This is a genomic window from Rhizobium sp. BE258, from assembly GCF_031457345.1.
In the GTDB taxonomy this organism is placed as follows: Bacteria; Pseudomonadota; Alphaproteobacteria; order Rhizobiales; family Rhizobiaceae; genus Rhizobium.
Window position 1 is genome coordinate 133904 of sequence record NZ_JAVDWL010000011.1, and the last position, 23664, is coordinate 157567.

The following is a 23664-nucleotide window of genomic DNA, read 5'->3' on the forward strand; positions in this document are numbered from 1 at the left end:
TATTGATATTTATGCAAATACTGTGTTGAACCGTTACGTAGGCCACATCGGCGTCGATCCGCCTGAAACTCTAATCTCTGATCGGCCAGCCCCACGTTTTTCGACACGAACCTGCACGGCGATCCGCTCGATCATGGCGGGGACGTGCGTGATGACGCCAACCTTCTGACCTCTACCCTGTAACGTCTCTAGCGCATCTACTGCCAGGTCGAGCGTCTCCGCATCGAGCGATCCGAAGCCTTCATCGATAAAGAGTGTATCGACAAAGGACGATCGTCCTTCGAGACCTGACAAAGCGAGCGCCAGCGCAAGGGAGACCAGGAAACGTTCACCGCCTGACAGGCTTCGCGTCCCGCGGACCTCGTCGCCCATGTCGCGATCAATGATATGCAGAGTGAGATCGGACGCTGCCCCCCGCGCGAGCCTATAGCGGGGGGTCAATGCGTGGAGGTGATCATTCGCCAATAGCACCATGTGGTCGAGTGTGATGCCCTGCACAAAGCGGCGGAAACGATCACCGCTGGCCGAGCCGACAGCATCGTCGACTGCCTGCCAGATTGCGAGTTCAGCTTTCGCGGTGTCGATTTCCGCAGATAGATTTGCGGTGGCGCGGCGTGCCTCGTCGTCTCGCGCGAGCGTAGCAGCAAGCACACCTGTCCGTTGTTGCAAGTCTCCGATTTCTGTTGCCAACGCCGCGACGACTGCGGCCAACGCCTCTGCATCGGTGGTCTCGTCGAAACCTTCCAACGCCCGGTGTAAGTCATTCTGGCGCGTAACCACTGCGGTGTCGGCATCGTTCACGCCTCGGTCGATCTCTTGAATTCGGACCCGCAACGCTCTGCTCAAAGCTGGGTCGGCTGCGATCAGCGCGGCAACCTGGTCTGACGAGCGAGCAATATCCAGGCACGCTGCGTTGAATGCCTCTTCGGCTAAAGCACTGCGGCCTTTGGCGGTCTCCAATCCAGCGGCGGCCTCGTCGCAACGAGCGCCGGCCGCCTGGAACGCTGCATCGGTGGCGGATTTCGTCTCGCGCGCGAGCGCGAGCGCCTCACGGGTGGTCCGGCAAGCCTCATTGATCCGAGTCCGGTGGCTTGCTGTCGCCTCGCCATCGAGAAGTTGAGCTCTGGCGCGCGCCTTCTCTCCCTCGGCCATGCGACGTTGATCAAGAAGAAGTGCTGTCGTCGTCACCTGCACCTGCGCGTGCTCAAGCGAGGCGCCCGCGGCTGCACGCTCGGGCGCCAAACGCTGGAGCGTCATTTCAAGTTGGCCAACCTGTTCGCGCAGGGCAGCATACTCCGTCGCGATTGTTGACAGCGTAACGCTAACACCGGTGGGATCGACATCGAGGTCATCGACGGCCAGACCTGCTGCAGCGAGAAACGGCGTGATTTCACGGCGAATGGAAATGAGGCGCTCAGCAAGGCCCGCCGCCTGAACCGCGTACTCAGTTGCCTTCAATTGCGCGGCGTGGAAATCAGAACGTCTTTGGTCGATGGACCGCGCGGTCGTCTCGATCGCCTCGCCGAGCGCGTCATGCTCCCGTTGCAAACCGTCGATTTCAGTCCGAAGACGGCGCGCGTTTGCGAGTGGAGATGCAATGGCTGATCGTTCTGCGATCGCGACTGAGATATGGGCCGCCAGTTTCGACGCAGCCTGGTCATCGAGAACGGGAGGTACACCCTCCTCGATCCCAGCCTTCGTGCAGAGATCGTTCAAGGACGACAACTGTTCGCCATAAGCGCTGTTGGCAGCCAGAATTTGTCCGCGCGCCACATCGATTCCGCGGTTTGTCTCCGTCTGGCGAGCTTCTCCAGCGGAGAGCGCGCGCGTTGCAGCGTCCAAACGCTGGCCCGTCGTGGTCAACGCGGCATCGAGTTCTTCGCGTCGGCGGCGAAGCCTAGCAGCAATTTCATTCAGCGCGCTGGGATGCGCAAGATGCGGATGGTCGGTGCTGCCGCACACCGGACAGGCCAAATTTGGGGCCAGCAGGCTGCGCAGATGAATGGCCTCAGATGAGACAGCCTCGTCGGCGAGCTCTGCGATTGGAACAATTTCCGCACGTGCGGTCCGATCGCGGAGCTGGTCCGCTTCGGCTTCAACAATTTGGCTTTTCGCCGTGCTTACCTCTTGTGCCGCCAGCGTGTGTTCTGATTCTCGCCGTGTTAGATCTGCCGATGCTCGAGTATGCCGGTCGCAGACGCTACTTGCCTCGCGCAGAGCCTCGAGCGCGCGCTGCAGATCGATGTCTCGTTCGTGGAGCGTCGCCTCGTCGATGCCGGCAAGACCGGCTCTTCGATCAGCGATTTCACGACTCAGGCCATTCTTTCGCTCACGATCCTCGGTGAGCTTTTCCAACAGGGTGGTTATTTCACTTTGCAATCGCGTCGCTGTTTCTTCCGCTCCAATGGCCGCCACCGTGGCTGTAGCGTGTTCCTGCTGGAGCGCTCCCCGATTCGCCAACAAGTCCATCGCATCGCCAAGACGATCAGCAAGAAGAACGCGATCCGATTGATTGCTTAATTGCGCCGCGGTTGTGCGGTACGATTCTGATGTCTGCCCGAGAGCCTGATCAATCGTGGCCAGCGCATTGGCCTTATCGCGCAGTGTAGCTTCCGCTTGCTGCGATTTTTCCATCGCATCATTAAACTCCGTCCGAGCTGTCGTCAGCTCGGCGTCGAGCCTCTCGGCTTCGCTCCAAAGGGGACCGAAGTTCTTGAGGACGTCTTCTGCCGCTACGTTGGCGGTTACAGCGTCTGCCAATTGCGTTGTAGACGCTGCATCCAGCGTCCGCGCCTCCTCGCGCGCAATGAGCAAGCCGTCGAGACGGGTCTTGGCCTCCGCTGCCGTCCGTCGTGCATTTTGTACATTACCCGCTAGCGGACGAAGCGGCTCGACGAGATCGAACTCGGCAAGAGATTGATACTCATTGGCGGCTGCTTCGCGTGCGGCGCGCGCTGCGACCGCCTGGGCCTCAGCCCGTGCGAGATCGCCGCGAGCAGCAGCGACGCGCTTGAAATGATCCAACCGCTCGCTGTGTTGATCGCGCTCCGTGCCTTTCTGAGCAACGGTCGAAACAAGCTGACTTTGCTCGTCCAGCAGCGCTTGCCTGGCTTCGGCATCGAGAAGCCCGATGTCGTTTCGGCGCTGCTCCAATTGCACGACAAGTCTTCGTCGTGCCTCCGTGCCATCATGAACGCGGACCGAGATCGCTGCGTATATTTCGGTGCCTGTGATCTTCTCGAGCAATTCCGCGCGCTCGCTTTCGGCGGCGAGCAGGAAGGCATCGAACTCGCCCTGCGCGAGGAGCACCGTTCGCCGGAACTGATCGAATGTGAGGTCAGTTCTCGTCTCCACCGCCTCGCGGACCTGGGTCTTGCCGGTCGCCACCGCACTGCCGTCGTCAAGTCGATACAGCGCGCGCTGCTCATTCTGCAGCCGCCCATTTGCTCGCCCCCGCGCCCGATTGGCCTCCCAGCGAACGCGGTAGCGTTCGCCATCCTGCCCGACGAAATCCACCTCGGCATATCCGCTCCCAGCGCCGCGACGCAGGATCGCCCGACCATCATGAATTGAAATCGCCTCTCCGCTGGGATCGGGGGTATTTTCACGACGGTTAACAGAGACGCGCGGATACTCGCCATAGAGCGCGAGGCAGAGCGCGTCGAGGATAGTCGATTTCCCGGCGCCGGTCTCGCCAGTGATGGCAAAGAGGCCGGAACCTGCAAGAGGCTCTGCGGCAAGATCGATCTCGAAGGGAGCGCCAAGACTTGCCAGATTCTCGCCGCGGATGGCCAAGATCCGCAAGGCTATATCTCCGCCCGTGCTCGATGGAAGACATCCAGGTGAGCAGCATCCGGGGCGACGCCGAGGGTGCGTTCAAATGCAAGCTTGAACAGATCCTCCGGATCTCTTTCCGCCAGCCGCATCATAGGATCGGCGATGATCACGTCATTCAACGCCCCGGGTATTGCTGCAACACGGGTATCGACGATGCGCACCGGGAAGCTCTCCGCGATGCGGTCGACCTCCTCTCTGAACCCGGGAGACAACCCTTCGCGGGCAAGCCTGACCTGGACGAATGGCCGCTCATGAAGCGGTAGGTCCGATGAGAGGTCCATTGCTTTCAGATGATCACCAAATTCGCTCAACCGCATGTCGCCCGCTTCAGGAAGGCGGATGAAGGGAACTGGCCGGTCAATCGAGATGTGCTCAGATAGAACCGTTGGACCGTCCAGGCTCACAAGAGTGACCCCATGCGCGTAGGGCAGCTCCGTCGCGGACAAAGGGATCAGTGAACCGGAATAGCGGACGGTATCGCGACCGATAGCCTGAGCCTTATGCAAGTGGCCAAGCGCCACGTAGCTCGCTTCTGCCGGGAATACGTCATGCGGCACGGCATGCTGGCCACCGACCAGAATTCGACGCTCTGCGCCTTCCGATTCGATACCTCCCGCGACATGGAGGTGTCCCGTTAGGACGAACGGTAGACCATCCATTGGTCCCCGCAACGTATCGACCAATTCGGCATAGAGGCTTCGAACGCCGGCGATGACGGGCGAGCCTGCTGCACCATCCAGCCGTGTCAAATTCGGGAGGCACGCTGCGGTTGGGTGAGAGACTGCAAGCACATGAGCAGCTACCGCACCGCTTGCGTCAGCGATAGGAACGAGATGGCGTGCGGCCTCGACCCGCCCTTCACGTCGCCGAACATTGCCCACGACGCGGATGTTGAATGCCTCCAACAGAGGCCGCGGCGCTTCCAACCGACCAGCGGCATCATGGTTGCCGGCAGCGATCACCATAGCCATGCGCGGATGTGCGCGACTCAGCCGCACGAGCGTATTGTAGAAGAGCTGTTGCGCTTCCCCGGAGGGATTTTGGCTGTCAAACACGTCGCCGGCGATAACGAGGGCGTCGACATCTCGCTCCACGACGATCTCTTCAAGCCGCTCAAACACCTTACGGTGCTCGTGCTCCCGCGAGAACCCGCGTAAAGTTTGACCGATATGCCAATCAGCCGTGTGCAGAATACGGATCATCCTTCCTCCGGCAGTTGCACCGGAGCAGAGCCCGACCATGCTTTCGAAATTGAGTCCCAATCGACATTCCGCTCTTCGGCCAGCGTCCAAACGTTCCAGAAATCCGGATCTGCCGACTGCGGCCTCTGTGCATTAGGCAATTCGTCCACCTCCACCAGAACCGGGATCGGCGCTGCCCAACCAAGGAGAACGGCCTGCCTGGAAGGCAAACTCGGCAGCTCACGCAAGAGTCCACCGACATTGTCGGGGACGAGGCGTGCGACGAGATTCTGGTCCGCATCATTGACGATACGGTGCAGCAGAAACGTGTTGCATTGGGCCAGAACCGTTGGAGAAAGCTCTGATGGTCGCTGCGACGAAAGGACGAGCCCGAGCCCGAACTTGCGCCCCTCGCGGGCTATACGCTCGAACACTTCGCGGCAGAGCTGGGTCGGAGATGATGCAGGGCCGTCATCGTCCTTGCCGCGCCGAACGAATGTATGCGCTTCCTCAAGAACGAGGACTGTCGGCAAGGTCTGGCCCTTCGGATGGCCGCGGCGGTATCTCTGAAGCGATTCGAAGATCAGCCGCGCCAAAACGGACACAACGATGTGGACGATTTCGGATGGGACGAGAGACAGATCGACGACCGCGATCTGGCCGTTACTCGCGCCATCGTCGCCGACATAATCCTTCAGCCAGGTTTCGAAGGAAGTCGGCGGGTCGCGACCAATTACGGCGCCGAGCCGCTGATCGGCGAGCATTCCGCGAATCCGAAGCCCGAGCGTCGAGATAAACCCTGCGAGGTTACCTCCCTGCTCGGTTGCCACCCGGTCAAGATGTTCGGCGAGAATGTTTACGTCAAAGAACTGTGGAGCGTCCTCACTGATGAGGGCTGCGTGACCGATATCCGGCAGCGTCTGAGCCAATGTATCCAGTGCGCTGCGGACCGTTTCCAGGTCGGAAATCGCAAAATCGTTGAAGAAATTTCCAGATCGTCGGTTATCGACAATCCCCGTGATCGTGGTGGAAATCGCGGCAAGAGCGCCGCTAGCTGTATCGAGGGCCTCCCCGCCAAACTGCGAACAATCTGACGCGATCGTTTCAAGGAGCCGCGCGCACTCGAATCTCGGTCTCGGAGCACCCGCGAAGGCCTGCGTGCCGGTGTTCAACATCGCCGATATCCGGATCGAGTAGGAACCGAGGTAGCGGCGGATCATCGCCTCTCTCGGCACTCCCTCCGCTTGACCGGCCTTCAGCTCCCGCAGCCCCTGCATAAGCAACGGGCGTTGCGCCCCTGGTTGGGCGTGAGCGACCGCGGTCCACTCGTGCCCACTCCAGAGCCACGCAGGGACATCGAGCGGCCGCTCTCCATCTGCAACGGGTGGAACGCGAAACAACCGCAGCTCGTCTCCGCGATCAGCGAAGGCCCTGGCGTATTCGCCATTGGGATCGAGGATGATAAACCGCGCGTTGGGCACACCCGTCTTGCCGGCATCCTTGATGGCCTTCTCGGCGGTCTCCATGGACCATCGAATCAGGCCCGCTACCGTGCATGATTTACCGCTGCCGGTGTTTCCCAATACCGCCAGGTGCCGGCCGAAAAGCTTGTCAGGGTCGACCATGATGGCCGCGTTCGATGCCATCGGAGAGGAGCCTATTCTGACTCTCTTATCGTCGTCTCTCGCGCCCACGATGGCTTCGACCTGCGGGGGTGTCGGGATAAGGACTTGGTCCCCCACTGACGGAAACGCGACCACGCCACGAGAGAGTTCGTATTTGGTCATTCCCGAAGCGCGGTCGCGCCGGGATGTCAATGTACCCACTGGCGATAACGACATCTTCCGTAGTGGAAATGGAAGATCGATCAGGCCAAAGTCTTTCAGGCCAGAGCGCTTTGGATAAGGAGAGCGTTCGATCCCAATCCAGGTTATATAGGCGACTGTCGCACCGGCTTCATTTGGGATGAGCACATACCCATTGAGACGCGGAAACCCCGCCGGCACTCCGGTATTCAATGCCGTGGAATGCGGAGCGTCCAGTTCAAGGAGCACCCGAACTTCGTCAGGCGCGACCGACTCGACGACACCGACAACAAGGCCCGACAGTCGTTCGATTGGAGTTGTCATGATCGCCTCATACCGGCCCGGTTGCAGTCGCTGAAGGCGGTGTGGCAGGCGGATCGCTGAGTTTTGGATCGCCTGGACGATGCTTCAACAACTCTGTCATTCGGCCCGATATGTAGTCGAGCGCCGGTTTCGGCAGGTAGCTTGCAACCAACGTTGCAAGATCCGAAAAATGAGGCCCGATCAACAACGAGACTTGCGCATCTCGCGTCTTTTCAACGAATGCTTTGAGGCGATCGTCAGCCGAATAGGCCATGATCACCAAATGGGTCGACGGGATCGTGAGCATATCGAGCAGCACTCGATTGACGTGATCGTCGCCGAAGCCATAGCCATAGGTCACGACAACGGCGTTAGGTCTGCAAGCTGCTGCCGCAAAATCGCGAAAGAGCTCCGCATAGGGATACTGTGTTGTTTCGACGTCCTTTGCGGGATTGGGATAGATCATCACCGTGTCGACGGGTTTTTTGGGAATGTCGGTATGATCCGCGGGCGCTCCGAATGGGATGCCCTTGCGATAGATTCGCCGCTCGTCCCTATCAAAAAACCAATCCAGTGAGCCGTGGAGCTTAGTCAGGCGAATGACGCCCTCCATGAACCGCGGTTCTCCCCGAATGCCGGGTGGATTGTAGTGGACATCAACTTCAACGCGCGACGCGCGGAAGACCGGATTCAGCGCGCCGACGAATCTGTCGATGATCCGAAGACCCGCAAAGTCGCAACCATGTTCGATCAGGCGGTCGTAGTTGGTTGTGAAGACGTGCAAACGTTCACGGGATGCAGCGCGGCTCGCAAAACTCAGCAGGAATGATTGCAGAGCGCCCTGGGCAGCATCTTTCGATGTCGGATCCTTTCCAGCAACAATCCCGCTTTCCGTCTTCAATAATGAAGTGAGGAAGCCAGACATCTGGGCATCAATGCCATCCTTGAGAGTTTTTTCTGCTCCCTTGTCTATGACCCCCAGGCCCTCGAGCAGAGCAAGCGCACTTCGAAACTGATCTTCGATGTTTGCCGCACCTCTTTTCATGGCCGTCGCTCCGGCCTGGGCGTGCGCATCAATGGCGGCGTCATAAGACGTGCCAAATGTAACCTTGGCCATGCCTGTGGCCCCTACGCCCGCGAGATAACCAACCGCTGCGGTGAACCCACTGCCGAGCAGCAGGTTGAGGTGCTCTGCTTGGAAGACAGCAGAGAGCCACGGCTCGATGTGCTTTCGGGCACTATTGGTCAGGGAATCCAGTTCATCTGGGTCAGTGGGTAGATCGTCCCAGGCGCCTGAGTGGCTGCCTACGCGATAAAAGTGCTTCTTATCCATACTTCCCCCCAACCGCGACAGCGGCTCCTTTCTTCGTCAGTCGCGCCATGCGGAACGGAGAAATTTTCTCGTTCCGCTATGCCTCATCGATTGCTGCCCCCGGCGACCACGGCCCGCTCGGCGGCCAAATTCGTTCTTCCTTCAATCCGACGACCAGCGGCATCAAGAAGAGGCGAAGATCGGCGACGGTAGCGGCGAAAGCATCTGGTGCGGCTGCCATCCGGTCCCGGTCCAGAAAGGCGCGCCATTGAGCGGTCCATGCTTCCGCGAATTCATCGGTCAGACCGACCGGTACAACAGACGGGAGGACAGTTCCGCGTCGTGCGAAGGTCCGCTGAATTGCCTCGACAAGGGGAGCCTTGCGAAGTTCGAATGTTCGGGAGATCACCCAGAGATCATAGAAATCCTTGAGCCGGCTATTGGCCACGCCGAGCGTTACGAGCGCTTCGAATTTCTCGGCCACCACCGTTTCGACCGGATACGCGCGAAGGCGCGGCATTGGGGCGTCCAGCAGGGTAGGATAGTCGATCTCGACGGCCGCAGGTGTGATGGCGTCGCCGAAACCAATGTCGACCTGGATCGGAATACGCGCCCCGGCGATGGTTGCCGTCGTGCGGACCCGCACACCACCATATTCAGCTTCCTCACGGATCGGGGCCGCCATCAGCGCGGCGACATCAAACGTCACACCGTCATCGGCGACCGGCTGCGCACAAATGGCCCGGAAGGTTTCGGCAATTGCCTCGGCGTCGCTGTCGCCGTGGGCAAGCAGATCCAGATCGCGCGTGGGCCGAAACGGATCGGCGACCCAGGTCACGAAGAGCATCGCACCTTTGAGGATGAAGCGGTCGCGGTGCGGCGACGCGCTTAGCCGGTAGAGCAGACGCTCGAGCGCATATCGCGTCAGGAGAATCTGGAAATCCGATCGCTCGGCACGTGCCCGATCGAGGAGCCGCGCTCGCACTGATGCGCCGATGTTGCGAGGCTCACGCGGCATCAGACACCATTGCCTCGACGTAAGGACGCATGATCGACCAGACCCGCGCCTTGCGCGCGTAACGCCAGATTTGATCCGGTTTGCATCGGCGACGGCGGAGACCCTCGCGCAGTCCCTCCATCGCGACGTCGAGGCCGATCTTCGTCCGGTAGCGAAAGCAATCGACAATTGTCCTCGCCGGATCCGTGATGGGAACGTCGACATTCTCGATGCGGTGACGCTCGACCCCTTCGGTCAGTGCCGACCCTGTGAAGCGCACGAACCGAATAGGGGGATAATCGATCTTGGGCCGCCAGGCGGCACGGTCGATCGCCATCCATACAGCCGACGGCATCTGCAGCGTCAGTTCGTGGTATTGGAGGGCTGAGGTTAGGCAGACTACACCCTTTGGAACCAGAACCGCCGCCTCCGCCAGCGTATGGGCAGCTTCGACGTGTGCGTCGGGGAGTTGATAGAGGCCCCGTGCCGGGCGGATGACCGCCTCCTCCCGGACAAGTCGCGCAAGCGTCTCTGGGCCGATGCCTTCGGCAACGAACTCCTTCAGCCGGAGCATACCCCGGGCTTCTAGGAGCTTCAGCGCACGAAGCCGCTGGGCGTTAGTGGATGGCATGGACGGTGACGTTTCCTCTGCTCTTGCAGATTAAAGCAGAGGTTTTATCACGCAAGCTCTTGTGTGGAAAGAGACTATCCGCCGATCTACACTCGCGAACTGAAACCTAGAGCGCACCTGATTCATCTGTTAGCTCGAAAAATTTCGATAAAAATCGCTCAGAGCTTTCCGTCGGCGACAGGAATTGAACGTCGATAGCTGCGGGCTTGATTCTTGAGGGCACCGTCCAATAATCAGTCCCTTCAGGCATCACTTGAGCTTGTTCCGCTGCCAGAACTCGAAGGTCGGCCTGCTTAACCTCCGGCCTAGCATTTAAGTCAAGATGAAAGCGCTCAAAGATGGCCGCCTCCACGTTCGACTCGATTTCTTTGTATTGAGGCAACAACTGCTTTAACGGCCGCGTTATGTCTCCAAGAAATGCTTCAGTTGCATCGTGGAGAGTGCCTCAAGCTTGTAATTTTCAGCTGTTTCATAGACGTAAAGAGAATGCTGCCGGCGGCGGCTGGCGACATCCGACCCCGCCATGTATCGGCGGCCGATCGCGCGTCGCGGCTAAATAATTCCCCATGCCCGAAACCTCCCCCTCCCGGTCATCTCTCGCAAGCCCAGCTCTAAAACGATCCGCCGCGCCGCCTGCGGCGTCACCTCCAGCGCCTTCGCCACCATCCCGGCCGACACGAGCGGTTTCGCCATCACCAGCTCGACCAGTTCCGGCAGTTTTGAAGACGTCCGGCGCCCGTCCAGCTTTCGGTCCATCATTGTCTTGGCCAGCGTCAGCCGGTCATGCTCTTTCAAGCCAATTTCGCCGGCTGCGATCAGGCCGTGAGCAATGGCGATCAACCGGGTCTCCCGATCACGATGTCGGCGCCGATCGACGGGAATGGCTTTCAGTCCGAGGTTGATGGCGGCGAGATGGGGGCCTGACGTGATGCCGGCCTGTCGCAGGATCGAGGCGGCCAATAGCCGGCCAAGCCAGGGTGCATGCTGGAGGACGGAAAGCTCGTTCCAGGCATCGATGGCGACGATAGCCTGCAGCACCGGCGGCAGATTTTCGAACTGACGCAACACGCCGCGCCATTCGCCGAGCCGCGCGTCTTCGTCCCAATCGAGATCGTAGATCATCGGATCTTTGTCTTGGCCACCTCCGCGGCCGGGCCGGCTTGCGTTTTCGATCGCCGCCTTCGATCGGGCGAGCACCGCATCGATGGCGGCATAGTCGACGCCGGGGAGATTCTCGATGTCGTCGATATCTTCCCCCTCCCCTTCCGGATCTGACGCGTCCGCGCGCCGAATGGCATCAGCGGTCGTCGCCTCGCCCGTGTCAGCCGCCGTGATCTCCGAGGTCTTTCGCAGCATCCGAATACCGTCGGCCGACAGTGCCCAGCCGGGGAGTTGGGCGGCAATGCGCCGGCGAGTGCGCAGGACGTCGCGGGCGATTGTCAGTTCGTGGGTGGGTGTGCGAATATCTCTGATATCGTCGTGGAGGACGAGATCTTCGAGATGGACCAGTTCGCCGTCGATCCAGAGGGACGCGCAGGCATCGGCGAAGTGGGAGCGCTCGATCCACCCCTGGCCGACCGGCGAGCGGGCGATGCGCTCGTCCAAACGCGTGAGCGCGATACCAGCGTCGAAAGCCGGCCGCATCAGGGCTGTCATGCTGATTTTCGCGAGATCGTAAGCCATTGAAATCATTGCAAATTATTTCTTGCACGAACGCTATTTGAATATTACGGTTCCTCACATGGTACGATTGTGGGTCGGTGGTATAACCATCGATAAGTACCCATTATCGATGGCTATGAGACCATATTGTTGACCGACACGCAACGCGAGCATACTCTAAGTGCTCGAAACCAACCTCAATAGGCTCCGTTACAAGGTGACGATAGTTAAGATCTCTGAGGCTAAGACCCATCTTTCCGAGCTGCTAGTTCGAGTTGAAGCTGGCGAAGATCTCATCATCACACGCGGCAACGATCCAGTCGCGCATGTCACGCGTGCACGCAAGCCTACCGACTTACAATTGCTGCTCGCTGAAGTCCGGGCATCGCGTCTGAAAGCTGCCGTCTCCACCCACGAGGAAATCTTGTCGTGGCGCGACGAAGGACGCCGCTGATGGCATTTCGTCGTTGACGCCTCGCTCGCCGCCGCCTGGCTTTTGCAGGAAGAGTATTCTGAAGCAGCGGAGACAGCCATTGCCTCGATTTCGGAGCCCTGCCCGGTGCCGTCACTGTTCTGGTTCGAGATTCGCAACATTTTGACTATGTCCGAGAGACGCGGCCGGATCCGGCCGGGTGGTGCGCTTGTTAATATGGAGCGTGTCCGCCGGTTGCCGCTCGACGACGCCGGGATTGGCGGCGACAGTTCGGTTCTTCTGTCGGCAGCCAGCTATACGCTGAGCGCTTACGATGCTGCGTATTTGGCGCTTGCCCTCAATCGAGTCATTCCCCTCGCAACGCTGGACCGCAAGCTGTCCGCTGCTGCGCGTAAGGAAGGGGTAGCGGTTCTCGGCCCGTTCTCACACAGTGACTGACCGTACAGCCTCCGATATCGTTAGCCGCCGGGCGATCGAACTCGACACACTCGCCGCGGTCCTGCCGATCGAGCGACGGGATGAGCTAGCAGAGCTGCTGACCGACCAGGACGTCGAAACCCTTCGTCATCTGGTCAATGAGGGGATGGGCGCAAATTCCCTGCGGGCTCTCACATCGGATCTATCCTATCTGCAGGCGTGGGCGCTGGCTGCGACGGGAAGCGCCCTGCCCTGGCCGGCACCCGAAGCGCTGCTTCTCAAGTTCGTTGCCCATCATCTTTGGTTGCCGGAGAAGCGCGAGACCGATCCCAATCACGGCATGCCCGCAGATGTCGAATTGAATTTGCGTGACGGAGGCTGCCTGCGCATGACAGGCCCACACTCGCCTTCGACCGTTCGGCGCCGTCTGGCGCACTGGTCGACGCTGACGAAGTGGCGCGGCCTTGAGGGCGCCTTCGCCTCCCCTGCCCTGAAGTCGGCGATTCGGCTTGCAGTGCGTGCCGCCGGGCGACCGCGTCAGCGTAAAAGCAGGAAGGCGTTGACGGGCGATGTTGTCGCACGCCTGATCGCCACCTGTGCCGGCGGAAGTCTGCGCGACCTTCGTGACCGCGCCGTGCTCATGGTTGCCTTCGGATCGGGTGGCCGCCGGCGTAGCGAGATCGCTTCATTGCGCTATGACCAGATTGCCAGGCTGGATCCCGTCGAGCTCGAAGACGGGACCAAGCTCCCGTCAATCTCGATCGACCTTGGCCGCACCAAGACAAGCGACGGCAGCCGCGAAGAGATCGTCTTTCTCACCGGAGCGCCAGTCGATGCGCTGGATGCTTGGTTGGCGGCAGCCAAAATTCAGAAGGGCAGCGTCTTCCGCGCAATCGACCAATGGGGCAACATCTCCCGGCGGGCAATCGATGCGCAGTCGATCAATGCCATCGTCAAGCAGCGGGCCGAGAGCGCCGGTTTGGAACCCAGCGACTATTCCGCTCACGGCCTGCGCTCGGGCTTCCTCACGGAGGCTGCGCTGCGCAATGTCTCTCTTCTCGAGGCGATGGACCAGCCCCGTCATCGTTCGATGCAGCAGGCAGGCAGCTACTATAATGATGCACGTCGCAAGACCGGACTGGCCGCACGGTTACTCTGATCGCCGTTGGGATTGGCCCTGGCCGGAAAGGTCAGTGTCAAAAGTTCACCGCGGGGAACTTTTTAAAGTGGGTGCCGAACCCTTCGAGGCTGCAGCTTACGGCCTGCCTTGAGGCCGTCTCGCTCCCAGCAGAAAAACCCGCCTGCCGAATTCTCTAACTGGACGCTTTACCCTCGCTGTCCGGCCCAGGCTGCCGGTGAACCGAGCGCAAGAAGCGGTGCAATCCGTTCCCTGCCGGCGATCGCATCGCCGTCATTCCGAATGCCACAATTTGAAGCGCATTGGAAAAGTTCCCCGCGGGGAACTTTTGGGCTCCGTCCATCCGCCCTCGCATTTTGAGAAAAGGGTTCCAGAGAGCGGCCGCGCCAAACGATGAAGCTGCCGGAACATCAAGCGACACCACGGTGTCCGCCCTCTCCGGATCCGCGCCTCTCGCTTCGGCCAAACGCCTACTCGAGTATTATCCAGCGCTTTGCCGCCATTCGGAATCCTGAAAGTTCCCCGCGGGGAACTTTTGTGCCTATCGACCGAGGGAGCCAAATTTACCAGTCTCAATCAGAGGAGCCGCGGCGGCGTTCGCGATGCTCAAGACTGCCATAGATTAAGCCTCCCCCCCCCCCCCCGGACAGAGATTGCACTCAAGCCCCATGCTTGGTGCCCGCACTCTCAAAAAGTTCCCCGCGGGGAACTTTTCAGAACTTGACTAAACCAAAGCCGTCGAAAGGCTGACGGGTCGCGCAAATGCCCCCGAGCAGGGGAGGGGGTTTATACCCGAAGCACTCTTTTCCAACCATCGTCTCCCATCGCCTGACCAACACCGCCTCGTTGCCATGTAACCCGGATCGACGCTCAGTACCCGCCGCACGCCCTCCGCCGCTACAAGACCAAGAGCGAAACGTCCCGCGGGAGCGCCTTTCTCGGGATGGCTGGTGTGGCGCCGAACCCAGCCTGGGCTCCAGCAATGGGCAATGATAATGTGGCGCCCGCCGTCCGATCGAAAAGTTCCCCGCGGGGAACTTTTGGCCGGCCGCCGCAAAACGGTCGTCGACAGACGGGCGCTTGATGCCAAAGACGGCGTAACCAGGTTACCGCTGCCTTGCCGCATTGGGACAGACTACTCTGTCACGATCTCTATTGATCGAAACCCGACCAGAAAGTTCCCCGCGGGGAACTTTCTGTCGAACAGCAAAATCATGTCAATGAATTGCCGCTGGAGGCCATTTGCCGGTGGATGCGAATCGCGATACCTCTCTAACTACGGAAAATATGCGAATTATCGTTCTTTCGCGAAACAACGGCCGGTGTAACGCTTCGTTAACCACAAGCGGCGCTTAGTTATCCGGAACGAACCGAGGGAAATCCAGTGAATCGGCATCTAAGCAGTCTCGATTTTATGCAGAGCTTCTCGAGCAAGCTCGACTTTGCTCTCCAGAACCTGAGCATGGCGCAATATCCGCCCGACGCGCGCCGCGAAATGCGCAAGTTCTCCTCGTCGGAGGCGGCCGCCCTTCTCGAAGTGTCGGAAGCCTACATTCGCCAGATCGTCCTCAAGGACAAGGGCCCGACCCCTGAGGTCACGCAGAACGGACGGCGCATGTACTCGCTGGACCAGGTCCTCGAGTTGCGCATGACGCTTGCCGAGAAGGGTCGCAAGAAATACATGAACCCGCGCCGCGTTGATGGCGAGGAATGCCAGATCATCGCCGTCACCAATTTCAAGGGCGGGTCGAGCAAGACCTCGACGACGATCCATCTCGGCCATTATCTAGCGCTTCGCGGCTACCGCGTGCTTGCGGTCGATCTCGATCCGCAGGCCTCGCTGACAAGCCTGCACGGCAATCTTCCCGATTTTGATCCGCGCGAAGACGACACGCTTTATGCGGCGATCCGCTTTTCCGAGCAGCGCCCGACGAAAGACCTGATCCACAAGACCCACATCACCGGCTTCGATGTCATCTGCGCCGGTCTCGACCTCACAGAGTTCGAAACCGCCGTGGCTCTGGAGATGCGTAGGGCAGGGGGGACAAGTTTCCTCTTGCGGGTCTCCCAGGCGCTCGAACAGGTTGCCGACGACTACGACGTTATCCTGATGGATTCAGCACCGTCGCTCAACTTCCTGACGCTGTCTTCGCTGACGGCAGCCACCGCCGTCATCATTCCGGTTCCGGCTCACATGCTCGATGTCGATTCAACCGGCAAGTTCCTGGAGCTGGCTGCCACCTACATGCAGATCCTCAGCGAAATGGGTGCTCCGGCACAGTGGGACTTCGCAAAGTTCCTCGTCACCAAATTCGAGGCGAACGATCACCCGCAGGCCAACATGACGGCACTGATGCGCCAGGTATTCGGTGATGACCTCCTTCTCAACATGGTGTCCAAATCCACAGCCGTCGCCGACGCTCTGACCTGGAAGCAGAGCCTCTACGAAGTGCAGCGTTCCAGGTTCTCGGCGCCGAAGACCTACGACCGCGCGATGGAATCGATCAACGCTGCCAATAGCGAGATCGAAAAGCTGCTCTGGGCAGCATGGGGGCGTGAATGAGCCGCAAAGATTCCCGTGGTATGTTCGCCAACGTCCTTGGAGGCCTCGACCAGCCTGCACCGAGCGTAGCGCCGGTTGCGGGCCGAACCCCGTCTCCACATCTGATGAAGGTTGCAGCCGGTGTTCGCCAGATTCAGGAAAAGGGCGAGGCGCTCGATCAACTTCTGAAGGACGGCGACCATATTATCGAGGTCGATCCGTCCGAAGTAGCGCCATCGGCGATCCCGGACCGCTTCGACGGTGCCTATGAAGGATCTGCGATCGAAGCCATCAAGGAATCCATCAAGGAGCGCGGCCAGATCGTTCCGGGTCTCGTGCGTCCCCTCAAGGATGGCAGCAAGCCCTACCAGATCGTTTTTGGCCGCAGGCGCCTGGCTGCAGCCGCCGCGCTCGGCATCAAGTTCAGGGCGATCCTTCGTGAGTTGCCCGACGAGGAAGCAATCGTCCGTCAGGGCGAGGAAAATACCAACCGCAACGACCTCAGCTTCATCGAGAAATGCGTTTTCGCTCTTGCCCAGGAAGAGGCGGGCTATCGCCGCGATACGATCTGCGCATCGTTGTCGACGAAGAAGTCCCATCTTTCAGAAATGCTGAAGATCGCTTCTGCCGTTCCGCGAGCTATCCTTTTCGCAATCGGCCCCGCACCCGAAGTTGGGCGCCGGCGCTGGCTGGCATTCGCGGAGACTTTTTCTATTCGCCAGGACGCTGCAGAGCGCGTTTCCGGTCGCCTGGCCGATCACAGCCAGCCAGACACCAATCTGCGCTTCCAGGTGGCCTCTATGGCCCTGCAGGACAAGGCACCGGTGGCAAATGAGACTGAGGCCGCGCCGAGCGAGATCAAGGCCAATGGCTTCGTGCTCGCGACAGTGTCTTATCCGAGTTCCGGCCCACGGATCAGCTTTACCAAAGCTGTACCGGCAGAGTTCGTCGATTTCCTGAATACTCGCATGGAAGCGCTGCACAGCGAATTCGTCCGAAGCACTCAACCCAAACAATAGAGGTCGAACCGCGCAAAAGAAAAAGGCCCCCAAACGTCGCCGTCGTGGAAGCCCTTCTCGATCTTAAGCAAATCAAGAATCGCATTTCCCCGAATCACAGTCAAGAGTCTAGGCGCCATTTTGGTGAGCGGATTTCTTTTGCCTCAACGCAGGTGAAAGAAAGATGGATACGACATATGTGACGACGCCTGTCGGGCGGCGGCCGATGACGCTTGCCATGATGCTGGCACAGCGCAAGGCCAGTGCTTTGCCGAAAGGCGAGCGCCGCAACAAATGGAAGCTTTTCAGATCGGTCTGCGAAGCACGCCGCGAGCTTGAAGTCACCGATCGTGCCCTCACGGTGCTCGATGCGCTCCTGACGTTTCTCCCTGAGGATGAGATGTCCACCGGTACTTCCCTCGTGGTGTTCCCCTCAAATGTCCAGCTCTCCATTCGGGCCCGCGGCATGACCCCGGCAACCCTTCGGCGGCATCTCGCCATGCTCGTCGATGCCGGTCTGATCGCCAGGAAGGACAGCCCCAATGGCAAGCGCTACGCCCGGCGGGGTAGGGGAGGGGAGATTGACGAGGCTTTCGGCTTCAATCTCGCTCCACTGCTGGCCCGCGCCGAAGAGATCGAGAGGTTAGCCGCTCGCATTCAATTGGATCGCGAACGGCTCCGTATCGCCAAGGAGCGCGTGTCGATTTGCCGCCGCGATATCGCAAAACTCATCTCGGCAGCCGAGCTCGAAGACGTGGCAGGTGAGTGGGCACCCCTTTACGTGCAGTTCCGCAGCGTCATTGACAGCTTGCCGCGTCAGGCCACGCTGATGCAAGTCGAGACCGCCTTGCGACAGCTTGAAGACATCCGCACCGCAATCGTCAACCAATTGGAAAATCACGTAAAAGCAAAGGATCTGCGCGCCAATGAATCGCAGAGTGAGCGCCACATACAGGATTCAGATCCAGAATCCCATTTTGAAATTGAACGCTCCCGCAACCATGATCGGCCAGCGCCAACGGTAAATGTTGAAGACCGAAAAAGCGCGGAAGATAACCCAGTCAGGCCGCTGAGCCTCGCAGCCGTCCTCCAAGCATGCCCACAGGTCGGTGCCTACGGACCCGGCGGCACTATTCGAAACTGGTCGGATCTCGCATCTGCATCAAGCATCGTCCGCACAATGCTCGGCATCAGCAACTCGGCCTTCCACGATGCAGTCGCGGCAATGGGAGCCGAAAGCGCGTCGATCGTTACTGCCTGCATTCTCGAAAACGCCGAGCGCATCACGTCGCCTGGCGGATATCTTCGCAGCCTGACCCTCAAAGCGCGACACCATTCCTTCACTCCAGCTCCCATGCTTCACGCACTGTTGCGGTCGCGAGATACAGGCGGTTGACCCCTTTTGCCGATGTCAGGCGCCAATTCAGGCGCGAGACTTTGCGATCAGATGGATGTCCGTTTTAAGAATTGAATAGCTATGACGGAAATAAACCCCGACTTCGCTTCTGGTTAACAGGAGATATACAGGCTGATCAGACCCCTAGATCGCGCATCTAAGTGGCCCAGGTTGCTCACTCGCGAAGCATTTCGAACTTTATAGGCCGCCGCCTCGGTTTTCCGGGACGGCAGACGATCCCTCGCGACACACGTTGGATAGATAGCACAATTGTCGACTCCTCGATACCGCCTTCGGGACGGGGTTCAGCTTTCCGTCGGACTGAGAGACGATCGCCTTCACTAGACCGGCAGTTTCAAAAAGGGATGTCGCGATTTTCTGCTTCGGTCAGATATCGCGACCGTAGCCAACTCGGCCAAAAATTTTGATCTCAAGCCTTGCTAACTCGACACGCTGCTTGAGGATAGCGTTGACTGCGTAGGCAAGGAGCGCTCAGATCGGGAGCAGTCGGTCCCGCCTCCCCTATGGGCCACTATGTTGAGGCTCCTGCGGCTGCCCTTCGCCCGGTCCCGCGCGGCGAGAATTACCGAAATCCCGCCCTGCGGGCGGCGCTATGCTGATTTCTCCGATACTCTTCATCTTTGTTGGCGGCGCTGCCGCCGTAGGGTCTCGCAGGCGAGACCTGCGTAGCGCTTGCGGCTTACTAGCCGCAAGGGAAGCTGCGCCGCGCCGATACTTTCCTTCTCGTACGTCCTGTCATCGCGCCCTTGCAGCCACGGCCTTCGCGCGGGGGAGGGATATAGCCCCAGTCAAAGGAGGGGAGAAAGGAGACAAACATGGATCGGATCAAGCTCGAGAGATTACGCGGCCTCGTGTCATGCGAGGGGGTATTGCTGCAGGCAGGTTTTGTCCTTGATGAGAAGGAGAGCAGCCGGCGTGCCCGTAAATTCCGGCGCAGTCCCGAAATTCTGATCGTTACCCACGAGGGCGCCGGCTGGTTCGATCCGCTCTCGGATCACAAGGGAGACGTTTTTGCGCTTGCAGGTTTTCTTGAAGGGATTTCGTTCCCCGCCGCCGTCGAGCGTATCTGCGAATTGGCCGGGAGAAACACGCCGTCATTTGTACCGCGTCATTCACCAGACAGACCCGTTGCCACCGCGCCGGTGCTCGAACGGTGGCAAAACCGGCCGCTCATGACACCGGTATCGCCCGGCTTCCGGTACCTGACTGAGGCGAGAGCATTGCCGGGGCCCATCCTAAGACGCGCGATCAGGGCCGACCGGATCCGGCAGGGACCATTTGCCAGTGCATGGTTTCGCCACGACGACGATGCCGGCAATGTCTCGGGTTGGGAGGAACGCGGTCCGGATTGGCGCGGCTTTTCGACGGGAGGCACCAAGACGCTATTCTGCTTCGGTGCCCGCAATGCTCCCCGCGTCTGCATAACGGAGGCGGCGATCGATGCCTTGAGCCTGGCCGCTCTCGAAGGAGCACGGGGCGACACGCTCTATGCCAGCACCGGAGGAGGTTGGGCGCCGGCGGTTGCGCACCATATAGAGGCGATCACCACCGGTCGGATGCTGGTTGCAGCGACAGATGCCGATCCGCAGGGCGAGGTCTATGCTGACAGGCTGCGCAATATTGCCGATCACCTCGGGTGTGACTTCGTGCGTCTCAGACCCCATGCACAAGACTGGAACGAAGAGTTGAGAGCACAGTAAGGATTGCGCATACGCTCAACAACGCTTCAAGGGTGAAGGCGAGTCCGCCGGGATCTCGGCAGCAATCTGGCGTCGGCCATCAGCCCCGCGATGGCTCGCTCGCTCCAGGTTCCAATACCAGCCCGTCCGCAACGCCTTTCGGCGCACCGATAGTGAATTTCAAGGAGGAGCGGCAATAGGGGAAGCGTCATTGCGGGTCCCGAGGATAAAGCGAAAGAGCGACTGCGGAGCGCAAGGCTCGCAGCCGCTCAAATGGAGTTATTTGACGTCTTCGCCGCCGTTGTCCTGCAGGTCGGGCGCGGCGGTCGGTTCGCCGCTGACACCATCGACCGCGACCGTCTGAGAGCCCTTGTCGGTCATGAGTTCGACCTCGAAGGCAGCACTGGCCTGCTCATTATCAAGCGCGGCGTTGACGGCCTTGCCGCCGAACTTCTTCTCGGCGGCATCGACAGCCTGGGAGAGGCTGATCTTTGCCCCCGACAGCTCCGAATATTCGGCAGTGTCGTCCTTGCCGTTTTGCTGGTCCGCGGCCTGGCCGAACGTCGGCATTGCAAGCCCGATGGCGCCGGCTGCGATCATCGCCGCCATGGCGGCCTTGAGAGAGCGATAGTGGTTCATCTTCTTCTCCTTGTGGTGCCCGTCATTGGGACGCAAGGAGCCTGCAACACGCAGTTTGAGGTTTCCTTTCCGTGATTATACGGATCGGTAACGTGGACGCCTGTGACTTTACAAATCCGTATGGATGCAGACAGGAACGGGAGAACTTCGAAGCGCAGGTTCATGGCCTGATCATTGCGTTTTTAGGCTCCCATGAACGTGCACTCCAGTACTCAGGCGTCCATCAATGACCTGAGCACCACACTCAATTCCTGACTTTCGGTCTATCTGATCAATCTGGACCGATCGCCTGAGCGTCGCTTTCGGATGGAGGCGCGGGTACTCAACAGGGGTTTGGACTTTGAACGTATTTCCGCGCTCGACGGGCGCGAGATCACGATGCCCCTCTCAACATTCGACGAAGCGGCACGGCCGAAAGCCGAACCCTTTCGAGATCGGGTGTTTCCTCAGCCATGTCGAATGGGCGTAGAGAATGCAGAATTCTAGAGCGGCCCATGCTCTCATCCTCGAGGACGCTCTCCTCTTCGAAGAGGATCTCGTGGCGGCACTCAGCGCGGCGCTCGACGAGCAGAGGGAGTCGGACATCCTCCGTCTCTCGATTGTCAATCGCGGCCGGAAGTTCAAACTGAAGCCGCTTACGCCCTATCGCGGCCTGGCTATTTCCCTGACGCGCGAGAAGGGGTCGGGCGCCTATCTCATCAATCGCAGAGCTGCAAAGTAGATCGTTGATGAGCTTGTTCCGATGCGGTTGCCTTACGACCTCGCGTTCGATCTTGAGCATCTCTCCGGATTACGAGGTCTGTTCATGGAACCGCAGCCTATACGTCAGAGTGCCGAGCGTGGCTCCCTCTTCCAGAACGGCCTCAGGCAGTTCAAGCTGCCCATGACCTGCTACTGCATTGTTTTGCCATGGCGGGCATTCTACGAGACATCGCAGTTTTTGGCTCGGGCGTCGCGGCTCATCCGTCGAATATGGAGCGCCTACTTTGTGCCGCCGAAAGCCGCGGGCGACGCCTCGGCCAGGTCGCCGGGCACGCGGCATCCGGCAAACACATCAAGCGAGGGATCGTAGGCGGATGTGGAAATGTCCATCATCCCGAGAACGCTGTGAAAGAGGTTGTCATGGGACGTCGGAGCCGAGGCTTTCTGTTTGAGGCAGCCCATGTTGAAACCATTGGTCTTCTGCACGTCCGTAGCGACCCAGGCGAGAAACGGCACATGCGTCTGTTGGGAGGGCGCGACAATGTATGGGGCGCCGTGCAGATAGAGACCATTCTCTCCGAGCGACTCGCCGTGATCCGACAAATAGATCACGGATGCAGCGACGGACGATTCGCGAGACTTGAGCTTGTCGATCACCTGCGCGACGACGAAGTCTGTGTAGAGGATCGTGTTGTCGTAAGCATTGCGGATTTCCTGCTGACTGCATTTGCCGAAATCCTCGGCGCGGCAATCCGGGACGAACCGCCTGAATTCATCAGGGTAGCGTGCGAAGTAAGCTGGGCCATGGCTGCCGAGCTGGTGCAGGATCAGGACGCTGTCGCCGTGAATCCGGTCCAGCCACTCGTCCATGCGATCCAGAAGGATTGCGTCCAGGCATTCGCCGCCGCTGCAGAAGCGAGGATCGGCGGACTTGGGAAGAAACTGGTAGGGGACGCGGTCCGAGACGTTGTAGCTCCCGGTGTCGTTATCCAGCCAGGAGACCGACACGTTGGCATGCATGAGCACGTCGAGAAGGTTTTCCTTCGCAAGCGCCTTATCATGAGAGTAGCTCTGCCGCGTATATATCGAGAACATGCAGGGTATGGAGACTGCCGTCGAAGTGCCGCAGCTCGACGTGTTTGGGAAATAGACGACGTCCCTCTTCTTCAACTCGGGGTTCGTCTCGCGCAAATAGCCTCCAAGCGAGAAATCCTCTGCACGGGCAGTCTCGCCGGCGACGATGACGGTGACCCTCGGCTTCCCGGCTGCGGTGCGGTGCGCATCGGTACCGAGGGCTGTTGGAGCGCCGCGCGGACCCTTCATCGCATCGATGCCGTAGCGGACAGCGCTGGTCATCGGAAAGAATGGCGTCAACGGATCCATGATGTCGGGATGCGCGCGGCCCACGCCAGCGATGGACTTGTAGTCGCTGATTGCGGAGCCTGCCAGGACAACGAGGCATGCCGCAATGATCGCGCTGTTGTGAAGCAGTTTCGAGAGAACCGGTCGGTGGACGATCCGCACCCAGAGAATCAGCAGGGCGGGGAGAATTCCGGTCAACGCGAAGTGGGTGATGAACCTTAGTGTGATGAGGTGAGCCGTCTCCGCGGACGTGGACTGCAACATGTTTCGGATCATCTCGCGGTCGACGATCACGCCAAACTGGTCTGTAAACCAGGACGCTGCGGATGCGGTGAGAACGAAGAAGATCAGGAAAGCCTTGGTGACGTACTTTGCCGATACGAGCGTGAGTATCGCCATGGCTCCAGCGGTGATGCCCGTCACGAACAGGCCAAGAGCAAATTGGTCGTCCTTGAAATAGTTAGCGGCGCGCGCCCAGAAGGTGTGGTTGGCAACCAAAAGGAGATATGCGGTCGTGATGGCACTGATCGTAAAGCTTCCGACACTGGGACGCTGGTGCCAAATAGATTGTTTCATGCCTCTTGGTGTCCCCACGGTGCGACTGTCGAT

The 23664-nt window shown here is 59.7% G+C and carries 19 protein-coding genes; 9 read left to right on the plus strand and 10 right to left on the minus strand.

Going from position 1 to position 23664, the window contains the following annotated elements:
* Positions 1-33 precede the first annotated feature (33 nt).
* From J2X43_RS29620 to J2X43_RS29655, 8 genes are all read right to left on the minus strand, one after another.
* Positions 34-3804: an AAA family ATPase gene (locus J2X43_RS29620; RefSeq protein WP_310301117.1), complete on the minus strand. Its 3771-nt coding sequence runs from the start codon at positions 3802-3804 to the stop codon at positions 34-36.
* A gap of 2 nt (positions 3805-3806) precedes the next feature.
* Entirely contained in the window at positions 3807-5039 is a 1233-nt protein-coding gene (locus J2X43_RS29625; protein WP_310301118.1) for an exonuclease SbcCD subunit D, read from the minus strand.
* Positions 5036-7147 carry a helicase HerA domain-containing protein gene (locus J2X43_RS29630; RefSeq protein ID WP_310301119.1) on the minus strand — a complete coding sequence of 704 codons (2112 nt, stop codon included), beginning with the start codon at positions 7145-7147 and terminating at the stop codon, positions 5036-5038. Before J2X43_RS29630 ends, J2X43_RS29625 begins: the two co-directional genes overlap by 4 nt.
* Before the next feature lie 7 nt (positions 7148-7154).
* Positions 7155-8459 (minus strand): SIR2 family protein, encoded by a 1305-nt coding sequence (locus tag J2X43_RS29635; RefSeq protein ID WP_310301120.1) that lies wholly within the window; start codon positions 8457-8459, stop codon positions 7155-7157.
* A gap of 76 nt (positions 8460-8535) precedes the next feature.
* Positions 8536-9456, minus strand: a complete 921-nt coding sequence (locus J2X43_RS29640; RefSeq protein ID WP_310301121.1) for a nucleotidyl transferase AbiEii/AbiGii toxin family protein — start codon at positions 9454-9456, stop codon at positions 8536-8538.
* Positions 9446-10066: a type IV toxin-antitoxin system AbiEi family antitoxin domain-containing protein gene (locus tag J2X43_RS29645; RefSeq protein WP_310301122.1), complete on the minus strand. Its 621-nt coding sequence runs from the start codon at positions 10064-10066 to the stop codon at positions 9446-9448. The genes J2X43_RS29640 and J2X43_RS29645 overlap by 11 nt, the downstream gene beginning before the upstream one ends.
* A 106-nt stretch (positions 10067-10172) precedes the next feature.
* Positions 10173-10418, minus strand: coding sequence for a hypothetical protein (locus J2X43_RS29650; RefSeq protein ID WP_310301123.1), 246 nt, complete (start codon positions 10416-10418; stop codon positions 10173-10175).
* Between the two features lie 200 nt (positions 10419-10618).
* Positions 10619-11758 (minus strand): RHE_PE00001 family protein, encoded by a 1140-nt coding sequence (locus J2X43_RS29655; protein WP_310301124.1) that lies wholly within the window; start codon positions 11756-11758, stop codon positions 10619-10621.
* A gap of 151 nt (positions 11759-11909) precedes the next feature.
* Here J2X43_RS29655 and J2X43_RS29660 point away from each other — a divergent pair, with 151 nt between their 5' ends.
* The 7 genes from J2X43_RS29660 (at position 11910) to J2X43_RS29690 (ending at position 20373) form a co-directional block, all read left to right on the plus strand.
* Complete coding sequence (locus J2X43_RS29660) at positions 11910-12182, plus strand: type II toxin-antitoxin system prevent-host-death family antitoxin (RefSeq protein ID WP_310301125.1); 273 nt, start codon at positions 11910-11912, stop codon at positions 12180-12182.
* 42 nt (positions 12183-12224) lie between these two features.
* A complete protein-coding gene (locus J2X43_RS29665) occupies positions 12225-12599 on the plus strand; it encodes a type II toxin-antitoxin system VapC family toxin (protein WP_310301126.1) in 375 nt (124 codons plus the stop codon).
* A complete protein-coding gene (locus J2X43_RS29670) occupies positions 12592-13737 on the plus strand; it encodes a tyrosine-type recombinase/integrase (RefSeq protein ID WP_310301127.1) in 1146 nt (381 codons plus the stop codon). Before J2X43_RS29665 ends, J2X43_RS29670 begins: the two co-directional genes overlap by 8 nt.
* A 1363-nt stretch (positions 13738-15100) precedes the next feature.
* Positions 15101-16279: a plasmid partitioning protein RepA gene (gene repA, locus J2X43_RS29675; protein WP_310301128.1), complete on the plus strand. Its 1179-nt coding sequence runs from the start codon at positions 15101-15103 to the stop codon at positions 16277-16279.
* On the plus strand, positions 16276-17277 hold the full coding sequence (repB, locus tag J2X43_RS29680) for a plasmid partitioning protein RepB (protein ID WP_310301129.1): 1002 nt from the start codon (positions 16276-16278) through the stop codon (positions 17275-17277). The genes repA and repB overlap by 4 nt, the downstream gene beginning before the upstream one ends.
* A 163-nt stretch (positions 17278-17440) precedes the next feature.
* Positions 17441-18652 (plus strand): plasmid replication protein RepC, encoded by a 1212-nt coding sequence (gene repC, locus J2X43_RS29685; protein WP_310301130.1) that lies wholly within the window; start codon positions 17441-17443, stop codon positions 18650-18652.
* Positions 18653-19488: 836 nt separating this feature from the next.
* Positions 19489-20373, plus strand: a complete 885-nt coding sequence (locus J2X43_RS29690) for a DUF3991 and toprim domain-containing protein (RefSeq protein WP_310301131.1) — start codon at positions 19489-19491, stop codon at positions 20371-20373.
* Positions 20374-20631: 258 nt separating this feature from the next.
* On the opposite strand, the gene J2X43_RS29695 is transcribed toward J2X43_RS29690, so the two are convergent.
* Entirely contained in the window at positions 20632-20991 is a 360-nt protein-coding gene (locus J2X43_RS29695) for a PepSY domain-containing protein (RefSeq protein ID WP_112445765.1), read from the minus strand.
* A 306-nt stretch (positions 20992-21297) separates the two neighbouring features.
* On the opposite strand from J2X43_RS29695, the gene J2X43_RS31215 reads away from it, so the two are divergent.
* Entirely contained in the window at positions 21298-21477 is a 180-nt protein-coding gene (locus J2X43_RS31215; RefSeq protein WP_405049661.1) for a hypothetical protein, read from the plus strand.
* Complete coding sequence (locus tag J2X43_RS29700) at positions 21464-21712, plus strand: hypothetical protein (protein WP_310301134.1); 249 nt, start codon at positions 21464-21466, stop codon at positions 21710-21712. The genes J2X43_RS31215 and J2X43_RS29700 overlap by 14 nt, the downstream gene beginning before the upstream one ends.
* Positions 21713-21972: 260 nt before the next feature.
* Here J2X43_RS29700 and J2X43_RS29705 read toward each other — a convergent pair whose 3' ends face one another.
* Positions 21973-23631 carry a phosphoethanolamine transferase gene (locus tag J2X43_RS29705; protein ID WP_112390699.1) on the minus strand — a complete coding sequence of 553 codons (1659 nt, stop codon included), beginning with the start codon at positions 23629-23631 and terminating at the stop codon, positions 21973-21975.
* Positions 23632-23664: the final 33 nt, after the last annotated feature.

What these genes read in the sequence shown, in the direction of transcription:
- J2X43_RS29625 (WP_310301118.1), bottom strand. Translation starts at nt 5,039, where the DNA reads ATGATCCGTATTCTGCACACGGCTGATTGGCATATCGGTCAAACTTTA.
- J2X43_RS29630 (WP_310301119.1), bottom strand. Translation starts at nt 7,147, where the DNA reads ATGACAACTCCAATCGAACGACTGTCGGGCCTTGTTGTCGGTGTCGTC.
- J2X43_RS29635 (WP_310301120.1), bottom strand. Translation starts at nt 8,459, where the DNA reads ATGGATAAGAAGCACTTTTATCGCGTAGGCAGCCACTCAGGCGCCTGG.
- J2X43_RS29640 (WP_310301121.1), bottom strand. Translation starts at nt 9,456, where the DNA reads ATGCCGCGTGAGCCTCGCAACATCGGCGCATCAGTGCGAGCGCGGCTC.
- J2X43_RS29645 (WP_310301122.1), bottom strand. Translation starts at nt 10,066, where the DNA reads ATGCCATCCACTAACGCCCAGCGGCTTCGTGCGCTGAAGCTCCTAGAA.
- J2X43_RS29655 (WP_310301124.1), bottom strand. Translation starts at nt 11,758, where the DNA reads ATGATTTCAATGGCTTACGATCTCGCGAAAATCAGCATGACAGCCCTG.
- repB (WP_310301129.1), top strand. Translation starts at nt 16,276, where the DNA reads ATGAGCCGCAAAGATTCCCGTGGTATGTTCGCCAACGTCCTTGGAGGC.
- repC (WP_310301130.1), top strand. Translation starts at nt 17,441, where the DNA reads ATGGATACGACATATGTGACGACGCCTGTCGGGCGGCGGCCGATGACG.
- J2X43_RS29690 (WP_310301131.1), top strand. Translation starts at nt 19,489, where the DNA reads ATGGATCGGATCAAGCTCGAGAGATTACGCGGCCTCGTGTCATGCGAG.
- J2X43_RS29695 (WP_112445765.1), bottom strand. Translation starts at nt 20,991, where the DNA reads ATGAACCACTATCGCTCTCTCAAGGCCGCCATGGCGGCGATGATCGCA.
- J2X43_RS31215 (WP_405049661.1), top strand. Translation starts at nt 21,298, where the DNA reads ATGGAGGCGCGGGTACTCAACAGGGGTTTGGACTTTGAACGTATTTCC.
- J2X43_RS29700 (WP_310301134.1), top strand. Translation starts at nt 21,464, where the DNA reads ATGCAGAATTCTAGAGCGGCCCATGCTCTCATCCTCGAGGACGCTCTC.
- J2X43_RS29705 (WP_112390699.1), bottom strand. Translation starts at nt 23,631, where the DNA reads ATGAAACAATCTATTTGGCACCAGCGTCCCAGTGTCGGAAGCTTTACG.